Source organism: Microcoleus sp. D2_18a_D3 (genome assembly GCF_036702455.1).
In the GTDB taxonomy this organism is placed as follows: domain Bacteria; phylum Cyanobacteriota; class Cyanobacteriia; order Cyanobacteriales; family Microcoleaceae; genus Microcoleus.
The window spans coordinates 14,542-31,753 of the sequence record NZ_JAUBTK010000070.1 but is presented as its reverse complement, the minus strand read 5'-3'; the positions used below and the strand labels follow the sequence as shown (position 1 = coordinate 31,753).

Below are 17,212 nucleotides of genomic sequence, written 5' to 3'. Positions count from 1 at the left end.
AGACTACCCAAATCTTCAACGAATCGGGGGCAAAATTTTAGATGAGTAAAGCCCAGCTCGCTCTCGCCCTCCCAAACCAACAGATTTTTTTATATGAACAGCAGCTTAATGTCTATATATCTTAGGACATAGATCCTGGATAAAACTAATAAGTTTTGTAAAAAAAAAAACCATACACTTCGAGAAATATCCATTTGGCACCTGCAGGACAGCCAAAAAGATTGTGCTAGAATCCATCAATACGCAGTCGTAGGTTGGGCACGGGCCGAGAAGAGCAATCTTCTTGCAGTCTAGGGGAGGTTGTAGGTCAGCCACCATTTGGGTCTTCCCAGTTGAAAGCCACCCTGCAACATGAGCCTGGAATCTGCAACCGCAGCCGAGTGCGGCAGATAGGTTGGGAGTGTCGCGCTAGAATAAGCAGTACGAGTTAACACTCGAACACAAACGCTCGTTGTGCGAGCGTGACCTCGAAACGGGCACATAGCAGCAGGTGATGGGAATAAATCATGTTTGAACGCTTCACAGAAAAAGCAATAAAAGTAATCATGTTGGCCCAGGAAGAAGCTCGCCGCCTGGGTCACAACTTCGTAGGGACAGAACAGATCCTCCTGGGTCTGATCGGAGAAGGAACCGGGGTTGCAGCGAAAGTCCTCAAATCAATGGGCGTCAACCTAAAAGACGCGCGCATTGAAGTGGAAAAAATCATCGGGCGCGGTTCCGGCTTCGTAGCAGTCGAAATTCCGTTCACTCCCCGCGCCAAGCGGGTTCTAGAACTATCCCTAGAAGAAGCTCGCCAACTCGGACACAACTATATAGGTACTGAACACCTGCTGCTGGGCCTGATCCGCGAAGGTGAAGGAGTAGCGGCCAGAGTCTTAGAAAACCTGGGAGTAGACTTGTCGAAAGTCCGCACCCAAGTGATTCGGATGCTGGGAGAAACCGCAGAAGTCGCAGCCACTGGCGGCGGTGCCCGCACCAAAACCCCAACCCTGGATGAATTCGGCGCCAACCTGACTCAAATGGCGGTCGATGGCAAACTAGACCCAGTAGTCGGACGCCAAAAAGAAATCGAACGGGTAATTCAAATCCTCGGTCGCCGCACCAAAAATAACCCGGTGCTCATCGGCGAACCCGGAGTCGGTAAAACCGCGATCGCCGAAGGTCTCGCCCAGCGCATTGCTAACAACGACATCCCAGACATCCTTGAAGAAAAGCGCGTTGTTACCCTCGACATCGGCTTGCTCGTTGCCGGTACTAAATACCGGGGCGAATTTGAAGAACGCCTCAAAAAAATCATGGACGAAATCCGCACAGCGGGTAACGTGATTTTGGTGATTGACGAAGTGCACACTTTGATCGGTGCTGGTGCGGCGGAAGGGGCGATCGACGCGGCAAACATCCTCAAGCCGGCTTTGGCAAGAGGCGAACTCCAGTGTATCGGCGCTACCACCCTCGACGAGTACCGCAAGCACATCGAGCGCGATGCAGCCCTAGAACGGCGCTTCCAGCCCGTCATGGTCGGCGAACCCACGGTTGACGAGACGATCGAGATTCTCTTCGGTCTGCGGGAACGCTACGAACAGCACCACAAGCTGAAAATCTTGGACACGGCCCTGGAAGCCGCAGCCAAACTCTCTCACCGATACATCTCCGACCGCTTCCTCCCAGACAAAGCAATTGACTTGGTAGACGAAGCAGGTTCTAGAGTTCGCCTGATCAACTCCCAACTGCCCCCAGCTGCCAAAGAACTTGACAAAGAACTCCGCCAAGTCCTCAAAGATAAAGACGAAGCGGTGCGTTCTCAAGACTTTGACAAAGCCGGCGAATTGCGCGATCGAGAAATGACCATCAAAGCCGAAATTCGCGCTATTTCCCAAGCCAAAAAAACCGACTCGGCCCGCACCGGCGAAACAGACCCATCGCCAGTAGTCACCGAAGAAGATATCGCTCAAATCGTGGCAAGCTGGACGGGCGTCCCGGTAAACAAACTGACCGAATCCGAATCCGAAAAGCTGCTGCACATGGAAGATACCTTGCACCAGCGCTTGATCGGGCAGGAAGAAGCAGTGAAAGCCGTTTCCCGCGCCATCCGTCGCGCTCGCGTTGGCTTGAAAAATCCCAATCGCCCGATCGCCAGTTTCATCTTCTCCGGCCCCACAGGCGTCGGCAAAACCGAACTCACCAAAGCCCTAGCCGGCTACTTCTTCGGTTCCGAAGACGCGATGATTCGGTTGGATATGTCCGAATACATGGAACGGCACACCGTCTCCAAACTCATCGGTTCTCCGCCTGGGTACGTCGGCTACAACGAAGGCGGCCAACTCACAGAAGCAGTCCGCCGCCGTCCTTACACCGTCGTACTGTTCGACGAAATCGAAAAAGCCCACCCCGATGTCTTCAATATGCTTTTGCAAATATTGGAAGACGGCCGCTTAACAGATGCCAAAGGTCGCACCGTGGACTTCAAAAACACGCTGCTGATTATGACCTCCAACATCGGTTCTAAGGTGATTGAAAAAGGCGGCGGTGGTCTCGGTTTCGAGTTCAGCGACAACCAAGCCGATGCTAATTACAACCGCATTCGTTCTTTGGTTAACGAAGAACTCAAAAACTACTTCCGCCCCGAATTCCTCAACCGACTCGACGAAATTATCGTCTTCCGCCAGTTGAACAGGGAAGAAGTCAAGGAAATCGCCGTCATCATGCTCAAAGAAGTGTTCAGCCGTTTGACAGAACAGGGAATCACCCTGGAAGTGACCGAAAAATTCAAAGAACGGCTGGTAGAAGAAGGCTACAACCCCAGCTACGGTGCCCGACCCCTGCGCCGCGCCATCATGCGCTTGCTGGAAGACAGCTTGGCTGAGGAAATCCTTTCTGGCCGCATCAAAGACGGCGACACCGCTGTTGTGGATGTGGGCGAGGACGGAATTGTTAAAGTGCTGCAAGGTCAAAAGCGGGAATTGCTGCCCCAAGGCGCTGAGTAAGTTTGAGTAAGTGCGATCGCGAGTTAAGTTTTGAAATAACCAATCTCGTAATCGCAAACAACTCAAAATCCTCCAAGAAAAAAGGTAGAGAATTTAAATTCTCTGCCTTTTTTATGAGTTAATATCAAGAGGAGAGTTATGACATAAATCTTTGATTGATAGGGAAACCACAGATGCAACGCAGATGCCTTTCAAGATACTTTACAAAGGCTTGCACTTCACGTCTAGTAATTAACAGCGACATACTTCAATGGTAAGCTGTACTGCATTTAAATTGTATATTTTGGGCGGCTTCGCGTCTCCAGCCAGCTCAGGGTTTGATTATTTCTGGAGATGCAATTTAAATGCTTAGCAAGCTTAATCAGATAATTAGTGGCAACTATTTAGCGAGGACTTTCATGACATCTGAAAAAAAGAATTTGGGTACACAAGTAGCAGAAAATCCGCCTGAAAGCTGGTGGCAGAAAGCGTGGAAGTCGCAGCGAGAAAATCTTCAAATAGTGATTATTGCTTTGAGTTTAGCAATAGTGATTCGAGCGTTGGTCGCCGAACCGCGCTACATACCCTCAGATTCTATGGTACCAACTTTGCACGTGGGCGATCGCGTCGTAGTCGAAAAAATCTCCTACTACCTCGAACCTCCAAAAACTGGCGACATAGTAGTATTTACTCCCCCGGAAAAGTTGCAAGAACAAGGCTTTACTCAAGACCAAGCATTCATCAAGCGGGTAATTGGCTTACCGGGTCAAACCGTCGCCGTTAAAAAAGGTTTAGTTTATCTCAACGACAAACCCCTCGTCGAAAAATATATTGCCGAACCTCCTAAGTACCAGTGGGGGCCTTATCGCGTCCCAGAAAATGAATACTTTGTGATGGGAGACAACCGCAACAACAGCAACGACTCCAGCAGGTGGGGATTTTTACCTAAGCAGAATATCATCGGCCGCGCTGTAGTGCGGTTTTGGCCTCTAGAACGCATCGGGGAAGTTTAAAGTCAGTTGACTGTTGACAGTTGACTGTTGACAGTTGACTGTTGTCATCGCCAGCCCAATGCCCAATTGCCCCATTCCCATGCCTTATCCTGTACGGAAATTTCTACTTATTCTTGCGCCTTAAGGGGTAGGGACTTCCTCCAGCAACTGATAAAATAGTAGAAAAAGCAGCGGGATTTCTCTCCTAGATCAAAATTAGTAGAATATTAAAAAATTAGGAAAGCTATGGGATTTTTTGATTCAGAAATTGTTCAGCAAGAAGCCAAGCTGTTGTTTGAAGACTATCAATCTCTCATCAAACTAGGTGGCAGTTACGGCAAATTCGATCGCGAAGGCAAGAAAATGTTCATCGCTCAGATGGAATCAATGATGGAGCGCTACCGTATTTTTATGAAGCGCTTTGAGCTGTCTGAGGACTTCATGGCTCAGATGACTGTAGAGCAGTTAAAAACACAGCTCAATCAATTTGGGATCACGCCCCAGCAGATGTTTGATCAAATGAACTCAACGCTGGAGCGGATGAAATCTGAGCTGGAAAAACAATCCTAGTGAGCAGAAGGAAGAAGGAAGGCACAACACGGATTTTGACACGGATACACGGATTAATTATCGAGTGTGAGCCAGAAGCCAGAAGTCAATCGATTTTAGATTTTAGATTTTAGATTTTAGATTGAAGCATTGACCCCACGCATAAATTCGGGGGCTTGTTTATCTGATACAGGTTTTTTATTTCTGGGTCCTGAGTCTGCGAAGGAATGAATCCGGGGGCTTGTATCCTGGATTCTTTCGGTCAGAGGATAAATAATGGGTAATTGTCAACTGCCAACTGTCAATTGTCAACTGTCAAACACCAACTGCCAACAGTCAACTGACAACTGACAACTGACAACTGACTGATAATTAAGGTCGCTCAAAAGCTGAAGGAGGTTTGAAACTTTCTGCGGGAACGCCTTCCAAAGCTTGGCTCATAAAATCCCGCCAAACAGGGGCGACAATCCCACCGCCAGTAGCACCGTAGCTCATCGGTCTATAATTGTCGTTGCCCATCCAAACAGCCACCGACAACTGCGGCACGTAACCCACAAACCAGATATCCCGTTCTGAGGAAGTTGTACCAGTTTTCCCAGCAGCCGGCCGGCCAAGTTGAGCCGCCCTTGCCGTTCCGCTGGTAATTACCCCTTGCAGGGCGCTGTTGACAGATGCCGCCGCCCAGGAATTGAGAACTAATTTGGGTTTGGGCGTATTGTCGAGCAAGACATTGCCGCTGCTGTCAGTGACTTGCACGATAAACGTGGTGTCAGAATGCCAGCCGTTGTTGGCGAAGGTAGCAAAAGATCCGGCCATTTCTAAAGGAGTGAGGTCAACGGCACCCAAGGGCAAAGAAATCACCGGTTCCATCGGACTTCTGATGCCGAGCACGCGGCAAATCTCAATCACTTTATTCAATCCGACTTCTTGCCCAAGCTTGACGGCGGGAATGTTCAGAGATACTTCCAAAGCTCTGCGGATGCTGACAGCACCGGAGAAGCCGCCACCATAGTTTTGAGGGTAGTAGTAGCCGTCGCCGTCGCGGTAGCCGACAGGGGAGTCGTAGACAACTGAATCCGGGCCGTATTTGCCGCTAGCAAAGGCAGCGTAGTAGATAAATGGTTTAAAAGCAGATCCGGGCTGGCGACGTGCTTGAATGGCGCGGTTGAACTGACTCTTTTCGTAATCGACGCCGCCAACCATTGCTTTGACGAAGTGGGTGCGGGGATCTACGGCGGCTAGGGCAATTTGACCTTCCTCGCGATCGTAAAACAGCCCTTGGTAGTAAAGCCGATTGTGCCACGCTTTGACGGTTTCTTCGGCTATGCGCTGCATTTTGAGGTCGATCGTGGTTTGAACGCGCATTCCTCCCTTAACCACGGCATCTCGCCCGAAACGCCTCGTCAGTTCCTGGACTACGGCTTGTGTTACGTAAGGAACTTGAGAGCCACCAAAAGAGGTAATTTTGCCTAGCTTAATTTTTTCTTGGCGGGCAGCAGTCTCTTGGGCCGGCGTAATCCATTTAAGATCCTTCATGCGGTTTAAAACGAGGATTTGCCGCTCTTTTGCCAACTTGTAATTGACGAAAGGACTGTATTCTTCGGGGGCAGAAATTAAGCCTGCCAGCATCGCTGCTTCTGCAAGAGTCAAATTACTTGCTGACTTGTTGAAATAGCTTCGAGAGGCTGTCTCTACGCCGTACAAGTTGTGACCTAAGTAGATTTGATTCAGGTATAGTTGCAGAATTTGGTCTTTGTTGAGAATTTGCTCCAAGCGGATAGACATTACCGCTTCAGCTACTTTGCGACTAAATTTTGACTGGGGAGATAGAAACAGGTTCTTGACTAGCTGCATAGTCATAGTCGAGCCGCCTTCAACGGTTCTACCTTTCTCTAGGTTGACTATGAGAGCTCGGGCTATCCCGCCGGGGTTGATGCCTTTGTGGGTGAAAAAGTTGCTATCTTCGATCGCCAGAACAGCTCGTTTCAGGTTCGGGGAGATTTGGTCAAGGGGTACGACATCCCGGTTGGCTTCATCGTGGATGCTGGCTAGGGGCTTGCCGTTGATGTCGTAAATGTGGGTGGTTTCTGTGGGAGAGTAGGTTTGCAAGATCCGAACATCTGGCAAATTGCGGAAGCTGATCGCTAAGCCAACCAGTCCACCAGCGACTACGGAACTGGCAAGCATTGTCATGCTGAGTATGGTTCCGGCGGTCACTTTACTGACTGACTGAACAAACTCAAATACGGGGGCTGAGTTTTCCGTGTTATTGCGGACGGCGTTGGTTGACACGTGGATTTCACTTCCTCACTCGATTTGGGGTTTAAGACTTTTAATTTTAGATGCGAACCCTAGAGACTGTCAGTCGATTTTAGATTTTAGATTTTAGATTTTAGATTTATTCCACAGATGAATCTGCGAGTTTGAACAAGAGTCTAAAATTTGGGGATCTCCACGACTGTTGTCGGGGGCTGGTATCCGTTTTTGGGCGGGGTCAGCTAATGAAAGCCGGTCAGCTTTGGGATTATAGTAGCGTGATAGTTATGTTTTTATGCGTCAACCAGTGAGTGTAACTAATTCTGCTGCACTTTGGCAAAATATGATGGACGATCGCTCCCCGATGATAACTCCTAACCTTTCAGCGCTTTACCGCGGCGTCAGCGAGATTTTTCCAGATCGACCTGATTCTAGCAACCCTGACGAAAATTTAGCCCAACTGCTGGCAAAAGTCGATCGACCTTTGCGAGTCAAACTCGGAATTGACGCCACAGGGGCGGACATTCACTTGGGACACAGCATTTGCTTCCGCAAGCTGCGGGCTTTTCAAGATGCCGGTCACACAGCGGTACTGGTCATCGGAGATTTTACCGCAAGAATTGGCGATCCGACAGGTAAGTCGGAGATGCGTAGCCAGTTGACGGCCGAACAAGTGGCGGAAAATGCCAAGACTTATTTAGACCAAGTGCGTCCGATTCTAGATTTTGACACACCAGGACGTTTGGAAATTCGCTATAACTCCGAGTGGTTGTCGAAATTGGACTTGGCGAAGATTTTGGAACTGTTGAGAACGATGACGGTGCAGCAGATGCTCGCTAAAGAGGGATTTGATAATCGGATGCAGCAGGAAAATGCGATTTATCTGCATGAGTTTCTGTATCCACTAATGCAGGGTTACGATTCGGTGGCTTTGGAAGCTGATGTGGAGTTGGGGGGAACTGACCAAAAGTTTAATATTGCGGTGGGGAGAGATTTGCAGCGGCATTTTGGGATGAAACCGCAGTTTGGTTTGCTGATGCCGATTTTGATCGGGACTGACGGGGTACAAAAGATGTCGAAATCTTTGGGAAATTATGTAGGTTTGTCGGAAGACCCGCTGACTATGTATTCTAAGTTGGAGAAAATTGCTGATAGTTCGATCGCCCAATATTTTGAACTATTGACAGATTTGCCACTTGATGAATTGCCCGAAAATCCGCGAGAAAAACAGAAACTTTTGGCTGTGGATGTGGTGCGCCAGTATCGGGGGAAGGAAGCGGCGGAACGCGCACAACAAGATGCAATGGCGCTGGTTAAAGGTGCTGCTGGACAAGCTGATGCAGTGCCCGAGTTTTCTTTGGCAAACGTCCAGTTTCCGGCTAAGTTGTTTTATATTCTGAGTGCTAGCGGGCTTTGTAAAAGCAGCGGTGATGGGCGGAAGTTGATGCAGGGCGGCGGGGTGAAGTTGGAGGGCGATAAAGTTTCTGATGTTAACCTCACCTTTGAATCACCTGCTGAATTGGAAGGTAAGGTTTTGCAGGTTGGGAAGAATAAGTTTGTGCGATTGGTGTCTTGAATCTCTTTTTTAACCGCAGATGAATACTGCTGATGAACGCTGATGAACGCTGATAATCGAATTATTGTTGCTTTGGATGTTTCGAGTCAAGAAGAGGCGATCGCACTTCTTGACAAACTCCCGCAAGTATCTTTCTGGAAAGTGGGTTTGGAACTGTTTGTGAGTTCCGGGCCGGGGATTTTGGAAATTTTAAAACAGCGGGAAAAGCGGATTTTTCTCGATTTAAAGTTTCACGATATCCCGAATACTGTGGCCGGTGCTTGTCGGGGTGCTGCTAAGTATAATGTGGATTTATTGACTATCCATTCTACTTGTGGTAAAGATGCTTTGAAAGCGGCACAGTTGGCTTTGACTGAAGGGGCGGCGGCTGTGGATAAACCGAGTCCTAAGTTGATTGCAATTACTCTGTTGACGAGTTTGAATTCGCGACAGTTGGCTTTTGAGTTGAAAATACCTTTGGAGTTGCCGGAATATGCTTTGCACATGGCATTGTTGGCTAAGGAAACGGGTTTAGCTGGTGCTGTTTGTTCTCCGCAAGAAGTGGAACAGTTAAGAAGGAGTTGCGGGGATGATTTTCTGTTAGTTTGTCCCGGTGTGCGTCCGAAATGGGCCGATGGAGGCGATCAAAAGCGATCGATGACTCCAAAGGCTGCTTTGAAAGCTGGTGCCGATTATCTGGTGATTGGGCGACCAATTACTGCTGCGCCCGATCCAGCGGCGGCTTTTGCGCGTATTTGTGAAGAGTTGGGATAAAAATAGGAATGTGTTTTTTAACCGCAGATGAACGCCGATGAACGCCGATAGAATTTTATCTGCGTTCATCTGTGTTTATCTGCTGATATCTGCGGTTGCAACTCCGACTTGGGCAGTTAATTTTGTGACAAATCATACTAACAGTATCAATGCAAGTCGGTATGGTTTGTTAGTGCGATCGCCCTGTCCGGCCGATTTGGAAACTTTGGTCGATCGCCTGTTGCAAGATTTGCCGAGTTATGCTAATCGCGTAATTGTGCGATCGCACTTTTCTCCTAACACTAATACACCGTTCGGTTACGCGCTGCCTCAAATAATTTTAGCCGGTCGCCCAGAGTTTGAACCGCTACCTTTAAATTCAGGGGATGCACTTCCTGAAAATGCCAGTCAAGTTTTCATTACTACTTTGGAACGGCAGTATCGCGGGGGAAAACCAGTCGAAATTGAGCAATATCATTGGTTATTTTTAACTAAAAGGGAGAACGGCTGGGAGTTGGCAAAAATTGTTTCTCGGTTTGGTACTGCGGCGGATATTCGTCCTTTATTAGGTCAAGATAGTGAAAGCGAAATTGCTGAGGCTATTCGTTTGTGGCTGCGCGATTGTCAGGCAAAAAATAAGTTGTCCCGCAACTAAATTGTATTTTGGGGCGGGCGAGACGCCCACCCCACATGAAATATTGTTTATTGTGGAACAGGCATCTTGCCTGTTCCTGACAGAAAATAATTTTATTGTGGAACAGGCAAGATGCCTGTTCCTGACAGAGGTATCAGAAAATCCACGAATTTTCGGTTGAGGGATTTACCGTGGGGGGCGGGTTTACGAGATTATCTGTTTTAGGCAATTATTGTGCGTGAAACCCGCCCATACAAAGCACCAACAAAAAAATATTAGAATTACTATTTTAATTCATCCAATTTAGCCTTGATAGCTTGCATATCTTGCCACATAAACCATTTCGGAGTCTCTGGTTCGCGGGATGGATTTCGCAGCAAGTAAGACGGGTGAAAAATTGGCATACACAAACGATTTTCCCATTCAATCCATTGACCTCGGATTTTACTAATGGGCCGCTTGTCGCTTAGCAAACCTTTGAGGGCTGTTGCACCGGTTAATAAAATAATTTTGGGGTCTAAGATGCGGATTTGTTCGAGCAAGTAAGGTTTGCAAGCTTCGATTTCTTTTGCTGTCGGAGGGCGGTTGTTGGGAGGGCGACATTTGATGACGTTGGCAATGAATACGTCCGTTTCTGCACTCAATCCCACGGATTCTAAAATCTTATCTAACAGTTTGCCCGATCGCCCGACGAAGGGCAATCCGGTTTCGTCTTCGTTTTGTCCGGGCGCTTCTCCCACAATCAAAATTGAGGCTTGAGGATTGCCACGCCCGATGACGGCGTGAGTGCGGCTGTTGCCCAATTCGCAGCGGTAGCAGCGGTTGCAGTGATCGCCGATTTGTTCCATATTTTGATAAGTGCCGGGAGGAATGGGAATTTTGGCATTTGCTGGTATTGAGTCTGTTTGGAAAGTGGCACTTTGATTGTTGTCAAAAAGGCTGAGTTGCAAGTCGCTGGACATACATTTTACAATTAGAGAGATATTTTCGAGTCTAGAGTTTATAGTTTAGATCGGGTTTGGTGATTTGAGATTGGCTAGAAGTTTGTGTGCGATGCTGTCGATTCCCTAGGGGATAGCTACGATCGCGCGCACAATCTCCAATTAACACTGGCACAATCTCCAATTTTTTGGTTGAGCTCGTACAGGCAAAAATATGTTCTCTAACCCGTTTTTTGACGATCGCGCCGATGCAGGCGAAAAACTGGCCGAGGCAGTTGTGGACGAGTTCGGCAAGTTGAGTTTAATGACACAGAAGGCGGTGAAACCGATTGTTTACGCCTTGCCGCGCGGGGGGTTGCCCGTTGCTGTGCCGATTGCGCGTCGCTTGGGCTGTCCTTTGGATGTGGTTGTCGCCAAGAAAATTACTCGCCCAGATAATTTAGAATTGGCGATCGGGGCTGCAACTGCTGACGGTCACGTCCTCTGGGAAAAGCAAAAGCAGCACAATTTACGCTTGCAAAAATCAGCACTGCCCCTGGCTCAAAATAATGCTCAATCTCTGCTGGCAGATTTGTCTCCGGGACGCCCAAATATAAGCGCGGCTGGGGCTTTGGCGATTTTGGTAGATGACGGCATTGCTACGGGGATGACGATGGCTGTGGCGGCTAAGGCTTTGGAGTCACAGCAACCGATAGCTTTGTGGATTTGCGCGCCTGTCGCCCCGGCAGATTTGATGGGATTTTTGGCCCAAATGGGCGATAAGTTGATCGTTCTGGAGACTCCTCACCCTTTTTACAGTGTCAGTCGCTTTTATGGGCAATTTCCGCAGGTTGAGACGGCGGAGGCTTTAAGGTGTTTGCAGCAACAAACTGAATGGCGATCGTAGGTTAAGCTAGAAGGCTAAATCCAAAACCTCGATCGCTAAAACATGAGACCTTGGCAATATTGGTTGGACACTTTGATTCTGTCTACTCAGCACAATCCGCCTCGCTTTGTTGAGTTGGTGATGTTGACTTTGGCGATGATTTTGCTCGCGCTGTGGAGTGTAACATTACAGTGGCAGTATTTAACGCTGTCTCTGAGTTATATAATTGGTTCGTCTTTTTCAATTTTGGTGCGGGAATACATCGGCCCGCAGCCTCAATTTCAGCTAACTCACCTGACAGCCTTGCTGTTATTAATTATCAGTTTTTATAGTTTTGCTGAACTGATTAGGTAGTTGATGTTTTTTTTGACGAACCGCGAAAACGGTAAGAACCACAGGCAGGATGCCTGTTCCACAAAGGAAGAGAAGAGGATAGAAGAGAAGAGCGAGTGTTCACAAATCATTAGCCCTCATCCTACATTCTCATGGGATTGATGTAAAATTATGCGGTTGCCTGCCGGATCGAAGGCATAAATTTCTAGACCGTGAGAAGCTTTGATAATTTCGCCACTGGGCGGATAACCTAAAGCCCAAATTCGGGCGATCGCAGTTTCGATATCGCTGACTTCTAAACACAAACTCATGCCTGTTTTAGCTCGATTTGCAAATTCCGATTTGTGGGAATCTTTTGGTTTGAATATGCCGAGTCTTAAGCCGGGGAGTTGAAATTCCGCATAAGTATTGGGAATGTAAGGATTGGGTTCTATGTTGAGAAATTTTGTGTAAAATTTAACAAGAACTTCCTTATCAAAGTCGGCTAAAGTCACTAGGGCGGCGCTGTATTGGAAACTCATATAAATTGGTAATTATTCAGTTGACAGTTGACAGTTGACAGTTGACAGTTGACAGTTGACAGTTGACAGTTGACCGCGGGGCGACCTCTACCTGGAAGGAAGAGGATTGCAGTAATGAATAGTCTTCTTTTAATTTATCCCATCAGGCTTTGGGCTTTAAACCCATTATTTAGGGTAAGGGGGAATTGTTAATATTATAACTTTCTACATATTTAAAATCCTCCAATTCGTCCGATTATTTCGATTTTACCTTGTCGAGCTCCTTTGAGAATCACAGCTTCGCCGCTTTGCGGTACAATATCAGTAATCGCGGTAATATTTACTTGATGAGTTACCAGAATAATCGCGCCTTTAGTGTTGCGGTTGTCAACAATTAATTTGCGGATTGTCGCTGTTTGTTGGGCTTCTGTGCTGCTGTCCCTAAAGAACGAGTTCAGCGCTGGGAAGGGTTCGACTTTGCCTATATTTATCAGTTTTGCTGTTTCCAAACACCTACACCACTGACTCGATAAAACTCTGGCAACTTTGATATTGCGGTTGCGAAATTCGGCTCCAATTTGCTTGGCTTGGGTTCTTCCCTGTGCTGATAAATTGCGCTGGGTGGAACAGTCGCCTAACTTAAAGTTAGCAGGATCTCCCGTACCTGGGGCGATCGCGTGTCGCATTGCTACCACCAACCCCGTCTCCCCCCGCTGCAACAATTGCCACCCTGCTTGAGTTTGCGCGTTAGTTGCTGCGTCAGAACTTGCAGTTGCAGTAATTAAGCCGATCGACAATACTAAAGCTAGCGATCCGAAAAACCATTTCCAGTTGAGGTAAATTCGCGCAGCCATTGGTGCAGAAGTTAGAAATTAACTTATCATATTATCATACAACAAATATTGCTCTATGGAACTCACCAATTTTATTGCTCTGTCTGTCATTATTGCCCTCGTGCTGGGGATTGGGTTTGGAACAATGACTTGGGCTTACTTCGGCAAGGGCAGCATTTCTGTACTCTTTAAAGAACCAATTTTAACTTACCCAGAATTTCCAGATACCGACAGCGGCAGCAAAGCTTCCGTTTATTTTCAACAAGGAATTGAGGCTTATCAGTCTGGAAAGTACCGCAAAGCAAAAGATAAATTTACCAGCGCTGTAGAACAAGTTTCAACTTTAGCAGAAGCTTACCACAATCGTGCATTGGCTTGTGCGAATTTGCGATCGGACGAGGAGGCAGTTGCAGATTTGATCCGTGCCAGCGAATTATACCAACAGCAGGGGGCTGGATTTGCGATCGACACGATTAAACAAAATCTGGCAGCCTTGAAGCAGCGCAAATTAGAACGAGAAAAACAAAAAGCAGTAGCGAAATAAATTATTATGTTTGGTCAGTGGAACTCAACCCAAACCTAGAGTTGTGGTCTGAAAAACCCGGTTTCTTTGTGGTTGGGAGAAACCGGGTTAGTTTACATAATTTTTATTAAAGTTGAAAATCAAGATTTAACCTTCTCCCGCTCAACTAAATTGTTCTGGAATCTTCTATTTTGTCGATTTTAGCAATCATCATTTCTCGGCTAGGTGCCACAACTCGATAATTAGTAATGGGATCGTAAGCTTCCCATTCTTGAGTCACTTCGCTGTCTTGCCACAAAAACCATTCCCGGTAAATTTCGCCGTCATCGATGTCGCCGCACAAGGGAAGCCAATCATCTCCTCCCAAATTATCAAAATCTCCTCCTACTAAGTCAATCCAAGCTGCAAGGATACAAGAGTCAATAGCATTATTATTAACAGTGACTGCGTTAGAGTGAAGAGAAATTTCGGGAAAACAAAGTGTGGATTTCATAAGCTGTACCTGAATGTTATGTTATTAATTTATAAAAAAATCCTCTAGGCCAGTGACAGCAGAATGCCACTATCCTAACCTCCACAGTTCCCACCTCGAAAAACCTTGACACCCAAAGCGCTCAACTGCCTCTGTTGTATGACTTGAGACCGCTTTGAGTCAAGTCGCTACAGAGGCTAAATTGAGCCACTTTGCCAACTGGCATACAAGAAAGCCCGATCGACCAAATATTGCTGGCGAAGGATCTCGCGCATTGAGGAGCGAAGACAGTGCAACTGGCAATTCTATACTGGGTAAGTTGGCAACTTTCAGTACAGTTTTTGTGATAAAATTAGCAGTAACCGGACTTTCGTACCGACAGCCTGGTTTGGTCAAAAGCTTTCCAACGAGCTTTCCAATCGTAGTGCGATCGCCAGTTTTGATTTATTGTTAATTTTGCCAAGTCCCGATCGACTATTAGGGGAAAAAAATTATGCAAGCAACCAACCAAGAAAGAATTATCGATCTGATAATCCACTATACCAACGGCAAACAGCAACACTTCCAGTTCAGTGCGCCAGAGGGAACAGTAGGAGAGCAAGCAACTTTAGGCACTCGCCTGCACAAAATGTTGACGGCAGACCCGATAATTCTCGAATTGGCAGATAAACTGGTAGTTATCCCAGTTCACAACATACAAAGTATTGAAATATCGCCGATTCCTCCCAAATTGCCAGAGGGTGTCATTTCCCCAATGCGAGAAATCAAGAAATAGCTAAGGTGTTCTGCATCTAAATTCAACTGAAAAGGCGGGCGGAATATCCACCATGTCATGCAGAGTTTGAATAAGCATAAATGTACGCATTAAAGGCGCAACAAGTTATTACAAATAACGAGGAAAAAATGTTGCTGACAGTGAAACCTGTTCCGAAAAAAATGCCACTGTAGACAAGATCGAAGCCCTTATAGTATCACTCATTACCAATCTAAAATCTAAAATCTAAAATCTAAAATAGTATGAGGATATATCTCACATGAGTGAGGGGAATAATTGCAGGTTTTACAGACTTTAACTTACCAGAAAAAATGCTAGAGCTCCACTGTCACACTACTTATTCCGACGGCACTCTCACCCCTGCCGAACTCGTAGCCGCGGCCGCGTCCTCCGGGGTTCGCGCCTTGGCCGTCACCGATCACGATACGATGTCGGGTTGGGATGAAGCCTTCGCCGCCGCTGCTTTGCACGGTATCGAAATAGTCCCCGGACTCGAACTCAGCACCGTTCACAACGGCCGTTCGCTGCACATTTTAGGTTTTTATCCCGATGCAAATAAGTTGCGCGTTCCTTTGAACGATCGCCTGGAAGGACGGTTTCGCCGATCGCAGGAAATGGTCGAAAAATTAGCAGCAATGGGATACGCGATCGAACTGCCAAAAACATCCCCAGGAATGGCACCGGGAAGGCCTCATATTGCCTCTGCACTTGTAAAAGCCGGTCACGCGAAATCATCGCGGGAAGCATTCGATCGCTGGCTGGGAGATGACGGCCCGGCTTATGTTCATTACGAGAAATTCTCGATCGTCGAAGGCATTGATTTACTGAAAAGTTGTGGCGCAGTACCAGTTTGGGCTCACCCTTATTTATTTCGCGGCGGCGCAGTTGAGGAAGTCTTAAAAGAATTAGTAGATGCTGGTTTAATGGGAGTTGAAGTATACCATCCCAGCCACAGTTCCAGCCCAATCCAAAAGTTGAAAGATTGGTGCCTTCATTACGGTTTGCTGGCAACTGGTGGCAGCGATTATCACGGCCCAGATCCGGAACGGAAAGCAGGAGATAGTACCCAATTGAATATGCTGCATTTGCCGTTAGAATTACTGGAACCAATTAAAGTTGCTGCGGCGAGCTTGAAATAGTTTTTTAGTACCAATTTTGCGGATGTATACAGTTGTTACAAAAAAATCCTTGGCTTTTTGAGTGACGAGTTTGCCGGAAGTAAATCATCAGAATAAGACCGAGGTCAAGCAGAATATAAATTAATATGAAGTTAAAGGCAATTGCAGGGGAGTTAATTTTACAATGTTAGTATAGCAACTTGCCAAACGGAGCTTATCGTCAGGAACCTCAGCCTGAAGGCATGAGGCTTGAAAGAGAAATCTGACAAGCCGTTCTGACCAGCCTAAGTCTTAACTGACTACGTTTTTTGAGTCACGACACCCTGGAATGCGTAGCTAGTTCCTTGCTCTGTCGCTGAGAGTTAAACAATCTTAAGGTCACTGAGATAGTGCTTTCAGCCTAACAAGCTCACTAAACATTGGCGAAGCTAACTTTACTCCGAAAGGAGAACGGGACAACCATATCCCGACGGAGGGGCACCCATACCCCTCCACCCCGGAAGGGGATTCAAATTAATGTAAAGCCGTCCTAAAAGGACGGGGTTTCAAACCCAATTTTCCGATGAGTACAGAAGACAGAGCGAAGGCGATCGGCAAAAATTTAGAAGGCAAAGCTCAGGAAATTTTCGGTAATATCACGGGCAACAGAAAAGACCAGGTTGAAGGCAAAGCCAAACAAGCCGAAGCTGCCGCCCGCCACGCAGCAGAAGATGCTAAAAATGCGGTGAGAAATCTGGCAGATAAAGCCAAAAGGTCGATCGACAAATTGTAGAAACCGCGCTATACCAAATCCGCGCTAATAGAATTCGCTTCATATCAAATCCTTTGCTATCAATAGGGTTTGATATGATTTATTTTTGGAATGTGCATAAACTGGCTGACTCCTGCGATATCTCTTCAAAAGCGCAATGGAAAATTCCCTATTGTAAACCCGCCCCACCCAACTCAACCCTAAAATTCATTACAATGAATCAATGGAAATCACTCAAAATAATTTACTGTCTCGCATCTCAATCGACTCGAATATCTGCTTTGGCAAACCCTGTATTCGCGGCCATCGCATCTGGGTTTCTCTGATTCTTGACTTTCTCGCTAGTGGAATGACTTTGGAAGAATTGCTTGAGGAATATCCGGGAATTTAACGAGAAGA

At 46.9% G+C, this 17,212-nt stretch carries 19 protein-coding genes; 13 read left to right on the top strand and 6 right to left on the bottom strand.

All coding sequences use genetic code 11. From position 1 onward, the window contains the following. Positions 1 to 506 precede the first annotated feature (506 nt). The 3 genes from QUB06_RS25765 to QUB06_RS25755 all read left to right on the top strand — a co-directional run bounded on the left by QUB06_RS25765 (position 507) and on the right by QUB06_RS25755 (position 4,525). Positions 507 to 2,984: an ATP-dependent Clp protease ATP-binding subunit gene (locus QUB06_RS25765; protein WP_333262554.1), complete on the top strand. Its 2,478-nt coding sequence runs from the start codon at positions 507 to 509 to the stop codon at positions 2,982 to 2,984. Positions 2,985 to 3,382: 398 nt separating this feature from the next. Further along, entirely contained in the window at positions 3,383 to 3,976 is a 594-nt protein-coding gene (gene lepB, locus QUB06_RS25760; RefSeq protein WP_333437701.1) for a signal peptidase I, read from the top strand. Between the two features lie 225 nt (positions 3,977 to 4,201). Next, positions 4,202 to 4,525: a DUF1825 family protein gene (locus QUB06_RS25755; RefSeq protein WP_333437700.1), complete on the top strand. Its 324-nt coding sequence runs from the start codon at positions 4,202 to 4,204 to the stop codon at positions 4,523 to 4,525. Between the two features lie 351 nt (positions 4,526 to 4,876). Here QUB06_RS25755 and QUB06_RS25750 read toward each other — a convergent pair whose 3' ends face one another. Beyond that, the gene (locus QUB06_RS25750; protein ID WP_333437699.1) at positions 4,877 to 6,796 is read right to left on the bottom strand and encodes a transglycosylase domain-containing protein; all 1,920 of its coding nucleotides are present in this window, start codon (positions 6,794 to 6,796) and stop codon (positions 4,877 to 4,879) included. A 307-nt stretch (positions 6,797 to 7,103) separates the two neighbouring features. Between QUB06_RS25750 and tyrS the strand changes: the two genes are divergently transcribed. Genes tyrS through QUB06_RS25735 form a run of 3 tightly spaced genes read left to right on the top strand, consistent with a single transcriptional unit; the run spans position 7,104 to position 9,723 of the window. Then, the gene (gene tyrS, locus QUB06_RS25745; RefSeq protein ID WP_333437710.1) at positions 7,104 to 8,336 is read left to right on the top strand and encodes a tyrosine--tRNA ligase; all 1,233 of its coding nucleotides are present in this window, start codon (positions 7,104 to 7,106) and stop codon (positions 8,334 to 8,336) included. Between the two features lie 42 nt (positions 8,337 to 8,378). Continuing rightward, positions 8,379 to 9,089, top strand: coding sequence for an orotidine-5'-phosphate decarboxylase (pyrF, locus tag QUB06_RS25740; RefSeq protein ID WP_333437698.1), 711 nt, complete (start codon positions 8,379 to 8,381; stop codon positions 9,087 to 9,089). 37 nt (positions 9,090 to 9,126) lie between these two features. Further along, positions 9,127 to 9,723, top strand: a complete 597-nt coding sequence (locus QUB06_RS25735) for a hypothetical protein (protein ID WP_333437697.1) — start codon at positions 9,127 to 9,129, stop codon at positions 9,721 to 9,723. Between the two features lie 263 nt (positions 9,724 to 9,986). On the opposite strand, the gene QUB06_RS25730 is transcribed toward QUB06_RS25735, so the two are convergent. After that, positions 9,987 to 10,664: a uracil-DNA glycosylase gene (locus tag QUB06_RS25730; protein ID WP_333437696.1), complete on the bottom strand. Its 678-nt coding sequence runs from the start codon at positions 10,662 to 10,664 to the stop codon at positions 9,987 to 9,989. 193 nt (positions 10,665 to 10,857) lie between these two features. Here QUB06_RS25730 and QUB06_RS25725 point away from each other — a divergent pair, with 193 nt between their 5' ends. Together QUB06_RS25725 and QUB06_RS25720 are read left to right on the top strand one after the other, a co-directional pair. Continuing rightward, positions 10,858 to 11,529 (top strand): phosphoribosyltransferase family protein, encoded by a 672-nt coding sequence (locus QUB06_RS25725; RefSeq protein ID WP_333437695.1) that lies wholly within the window; start codon positions 10,858 to 10,860, stop codon positions 11,527 to 11,529. Between the two features lie 42 nt (positions 11,530 to 11,571). Next, positions 11,572 to 11,862, top strand: coding sequence for a hypothetical protein (locus QUB06_RS25720; RefSeq protein ID WP_333437694.1), 291 nt, complete (start codon positions 11,572 to 11,574; stop codon positions 11,860 to 11,862). A 116-nt stretch (positions 11,863 to 11,978) separates the two neighbouring features. Here the strand turns inward: QUB06_RS25720 and QUB06_RS25715 are convergent, their stop codons facing one another. Together QUB06_RS25715 and QUB06_RS25710 are read right to left on the bottom strand one after the other, a co-directional pair. Beyond that, positions 11,979 to 12,362, bottom strand: a complete 384-nt coding sequence (locus QUB06_RS25715) for a VOC family protein (protein ID WP_333437693.1) — start codon at positions 12,360 to 12,362, stop codon at positions 11,979 to 11,981. A 212-nt stretch (positions 12,363 to 12,574) separates the two neighbouring features. After that, positions 12,575 to 13,195, bottom strand: a complete 621-nt coding sequence (locus tag QUB06_RS25710; RefSeq protein ID WP_333437692.1) for a histidine phosphatase family protein — start codon at positions 13,193 to 13,195, stop codon at positions 12,575 to 12,577. Between the two features lie 55 nt (positions 13,196 to 13,250). On the opposite strand from QUB06_RS25710, the gene QUB06_RS25705 reads away from it, so the two are divergent. Next, positions 13,251 to 13,718: a hypothetical protein gene (locus QUB06_RS25705; RefSeq protein ID WP_333437691.1), complete on the top strand. Its 468-nt coding sequence runs from the start codon at positions 13,251 to 13,253 to the stop codon at positions 13,716 to 13,718. A 145-nt stretch (positions 13,719 to 13,863) separates the two neighbouring features. On the opposite strand, the gene QUB06_RS25700 is transcribed toward QUB06_RS25705, so the two are convergent. Together QUB06_RS25700 and QUB06_RS25695 are read right to left on the bottom strand one after the other, a co-directional pair. Beyond that, the gene (locus tag QUB06_RS25700; protein WP_333437690.1) at positions 13,864 to 14,190 is read right to left on the bottom strand and encodes a hypothetical protein; all 327 of its coding nucleotides are present in this window, start codon (positions 14,188 to 14,190) and stop codon (positions 13,864 to 13,866) included. Positions 14,191 to 14,349: 159 nt separating this feature from the next. Further along, on the bottom strand, positions 14,350 to 14,565 hold the full coding sequence (locus QUB06_RS25695) for a hypothetical protein (RefSeq protein WP_333437689.1): 216 nt from the start codon (positions 14,563 to 14,565) through the stop codon (positions 14,350 to 14,352). A 97-nt stretch (positions 14,566 to 14,662) separates the two neighbouring features. On the opposite strand from QUB06_RS25695, the gene QUB06_RS25690 reads away from it, so the two are divergent. From QUB06_RS25690 to QUB06_RS25675, 4 genes are all read left to right on the top strand, one after another. Then, positions 14,663 to 14,944 carry a hypothetical protein gene (locus QUB06_RS25690; RefSeq protein ID WP_333437688.1) on the top strand — a complete coding sequence of 94 codons (282 nt, stop codon included), beginning with the start codon at positions 14,663 to 14,665 and terminating at the stop codon, positions 14,942 to 14,944. Between the two features lie 311 nt (positions 14,945 to 15,255). Then, entirely contained in the window at positions 15,256 to 16,083 is an 828-nt protein-coding gene (locus QUB06_RS25685) for a PHP domain-containing protein (protein WP_333437687.1), read from the top strand. 541 nt (positions 16,084 to 16,624) lie between these two features. Beyond that, positions 16,625 to 16,834 carry a CsbD family protein gene (locus QUB06_RS25680; RefSeq protein ID WP_333105841.1) on the top strand — a complete coding sequence of 70 codons (210 nt, stop codon included), beginning with the start codon at positions 16,625 to 16,627 and terminating at the stop codon, positions 16,832 to 16,834. Between the two features lie 202 nt (positions 16,835 to 17,036). Then, positions 17,037 to 17,204 carry a DUF433 domain-containing protein gene (locus tag QUB06_RS25675; protein WP_333437686.1) on the top strand — a complete coding sequence of 56 codons (168 nt, stop codon included), beginning with the start codon at positions 17,037 to 17,039 and terminating at the stop codon, positions 17,202 to 17,204. Positions 17,205 to 17,212: the final 8 nt, after the last annotated feature.

What these genes read in the sequence shown, in the direction of transcription:
- QUB06_RS25765 (WP_333262554.1), top strand. Translation starts at nt 507, where the DNA reads ATGTTTGAACGCTTCACAGAAAAAGCAATAAAAGTAATCATGTTGGCC.
- lepB (WP_333437701.1), top strand. Translation starts at nt 3,383, where the DNA reads ATGACATCTGAAAAAAAGAATTTGGGTACACAAGTAGCAGAAAATCCG.
- QUB06_RS25755 (WP_333437700.1), top strand. Translation starts at nt 4,202, where the DNA reads ATGGGATTTTTTGATTCAGAAATTGTTCAGCAAGAAGCCAAGCTGTTG.
- tyrS (WP_333437710.1), top strand. Translation starts at nt 7,104, where the DNA reads ATGATGGACGATCGCTCCCCGATGATAACTCCTAACCTTTCAGCGCTT.
- pyrF (WP_333437698.1), top strand. Translation starts at nt 8,379, where the DNA reads ATGAACGCTGATAATCGAATTATTGTTGCTTTGGATGTTTCGAGTCAA.
- QUB06_RS25735 (WP_333437697.1), top strand. Translation starts at nt 9,127, where the DNA reads ATGAACGCCGATAGAATTTTATCTGCGTTCATCTGTGTTTATCTGCTG.
- QUB06_RS25730 (WP_333437696.1), bottom strand. Translation starts at nt 10,664, where the DNA reads ATGTCCAGCGACTTGCAACTCAGCCTTTTTGACAACAATCAAAGTGCC.
- QUB06_RS25725 (WP_333437695.1), top strand. Translation starts at nt 10,858, where the DNA reads ATGTTCTCTAACCCGTTTTTTGACGATCGCGCCGATGCAGGCGAAAAA.
- QUB06_RS25720 (WP_333437694.1), top strand. Translation starts at nt 11,572, where the DNA reads ATGAGACCTTGGCAATATTGGTTGGACACTTTGATTCTGTCTACTCAG.
- QUB06_RS25715 (WP_333437693.1), bottom strand. Translation starts at nt 12,362, where the DNA reads ATGAGTTTCCAATACAGCGCCGCCCTAGTGACTTTAGCCGACTTTGAT.
- QUB06_RS25710 (WP_333437692.1), bottom strand. Translation starts at nt 13,195, where the DNA reads ATGGCTGCGCGAATTTACCTCAACTGGAAATGGTTTTTCGGATCGCTA.
- QUB06_RS25705 (WP_333437691.1), top strand. Translation starts at nt 13,251, where the DNA reads ATGGAACTCACCAATTTTATTGCTCTGTCTGTCATTATTGCCCTCGTG.
- QUB06_RS25700 (WP_333437690.1), bottom strand. Translation starts at nt 14,190, where the DNA reads ATGAAATCCACACTTTGTTTTCCCGAAATTTCTCTTCACTCTAACGCA.
- QUB06_RS25690 (WP_333437688.1), top strand. Translation starts at nt 14,663, where the DNA reads ATGCAAGCAACCAACCAAGAAAGAATTATCGATCTGATAATCCACTAT.
- QUB06_RS25685 (WP_333437687.1), top strand. Translation starts at nt 15,256, where the DNA reads ATGCTAGAGCTCCACTGTCACACTACTTATTCCGACGGCACTCTCACC.
- QUB06_RS25680 (WP_333105841.1), top strand. Translation starts at nt 16,625, where the DNA reads ATGAGTACAGAAGACAGAGCGAAGGCGATCGGCAAAAATTTAGAAGGC.
- QUB06_RS25675 (WP_333437686.1), top strand. Translation starts at nt 17,037, where the DNA reads ATGGAAATCACTCAAAATAATTTACTGTCTCGCATCTCAATCGACTCG.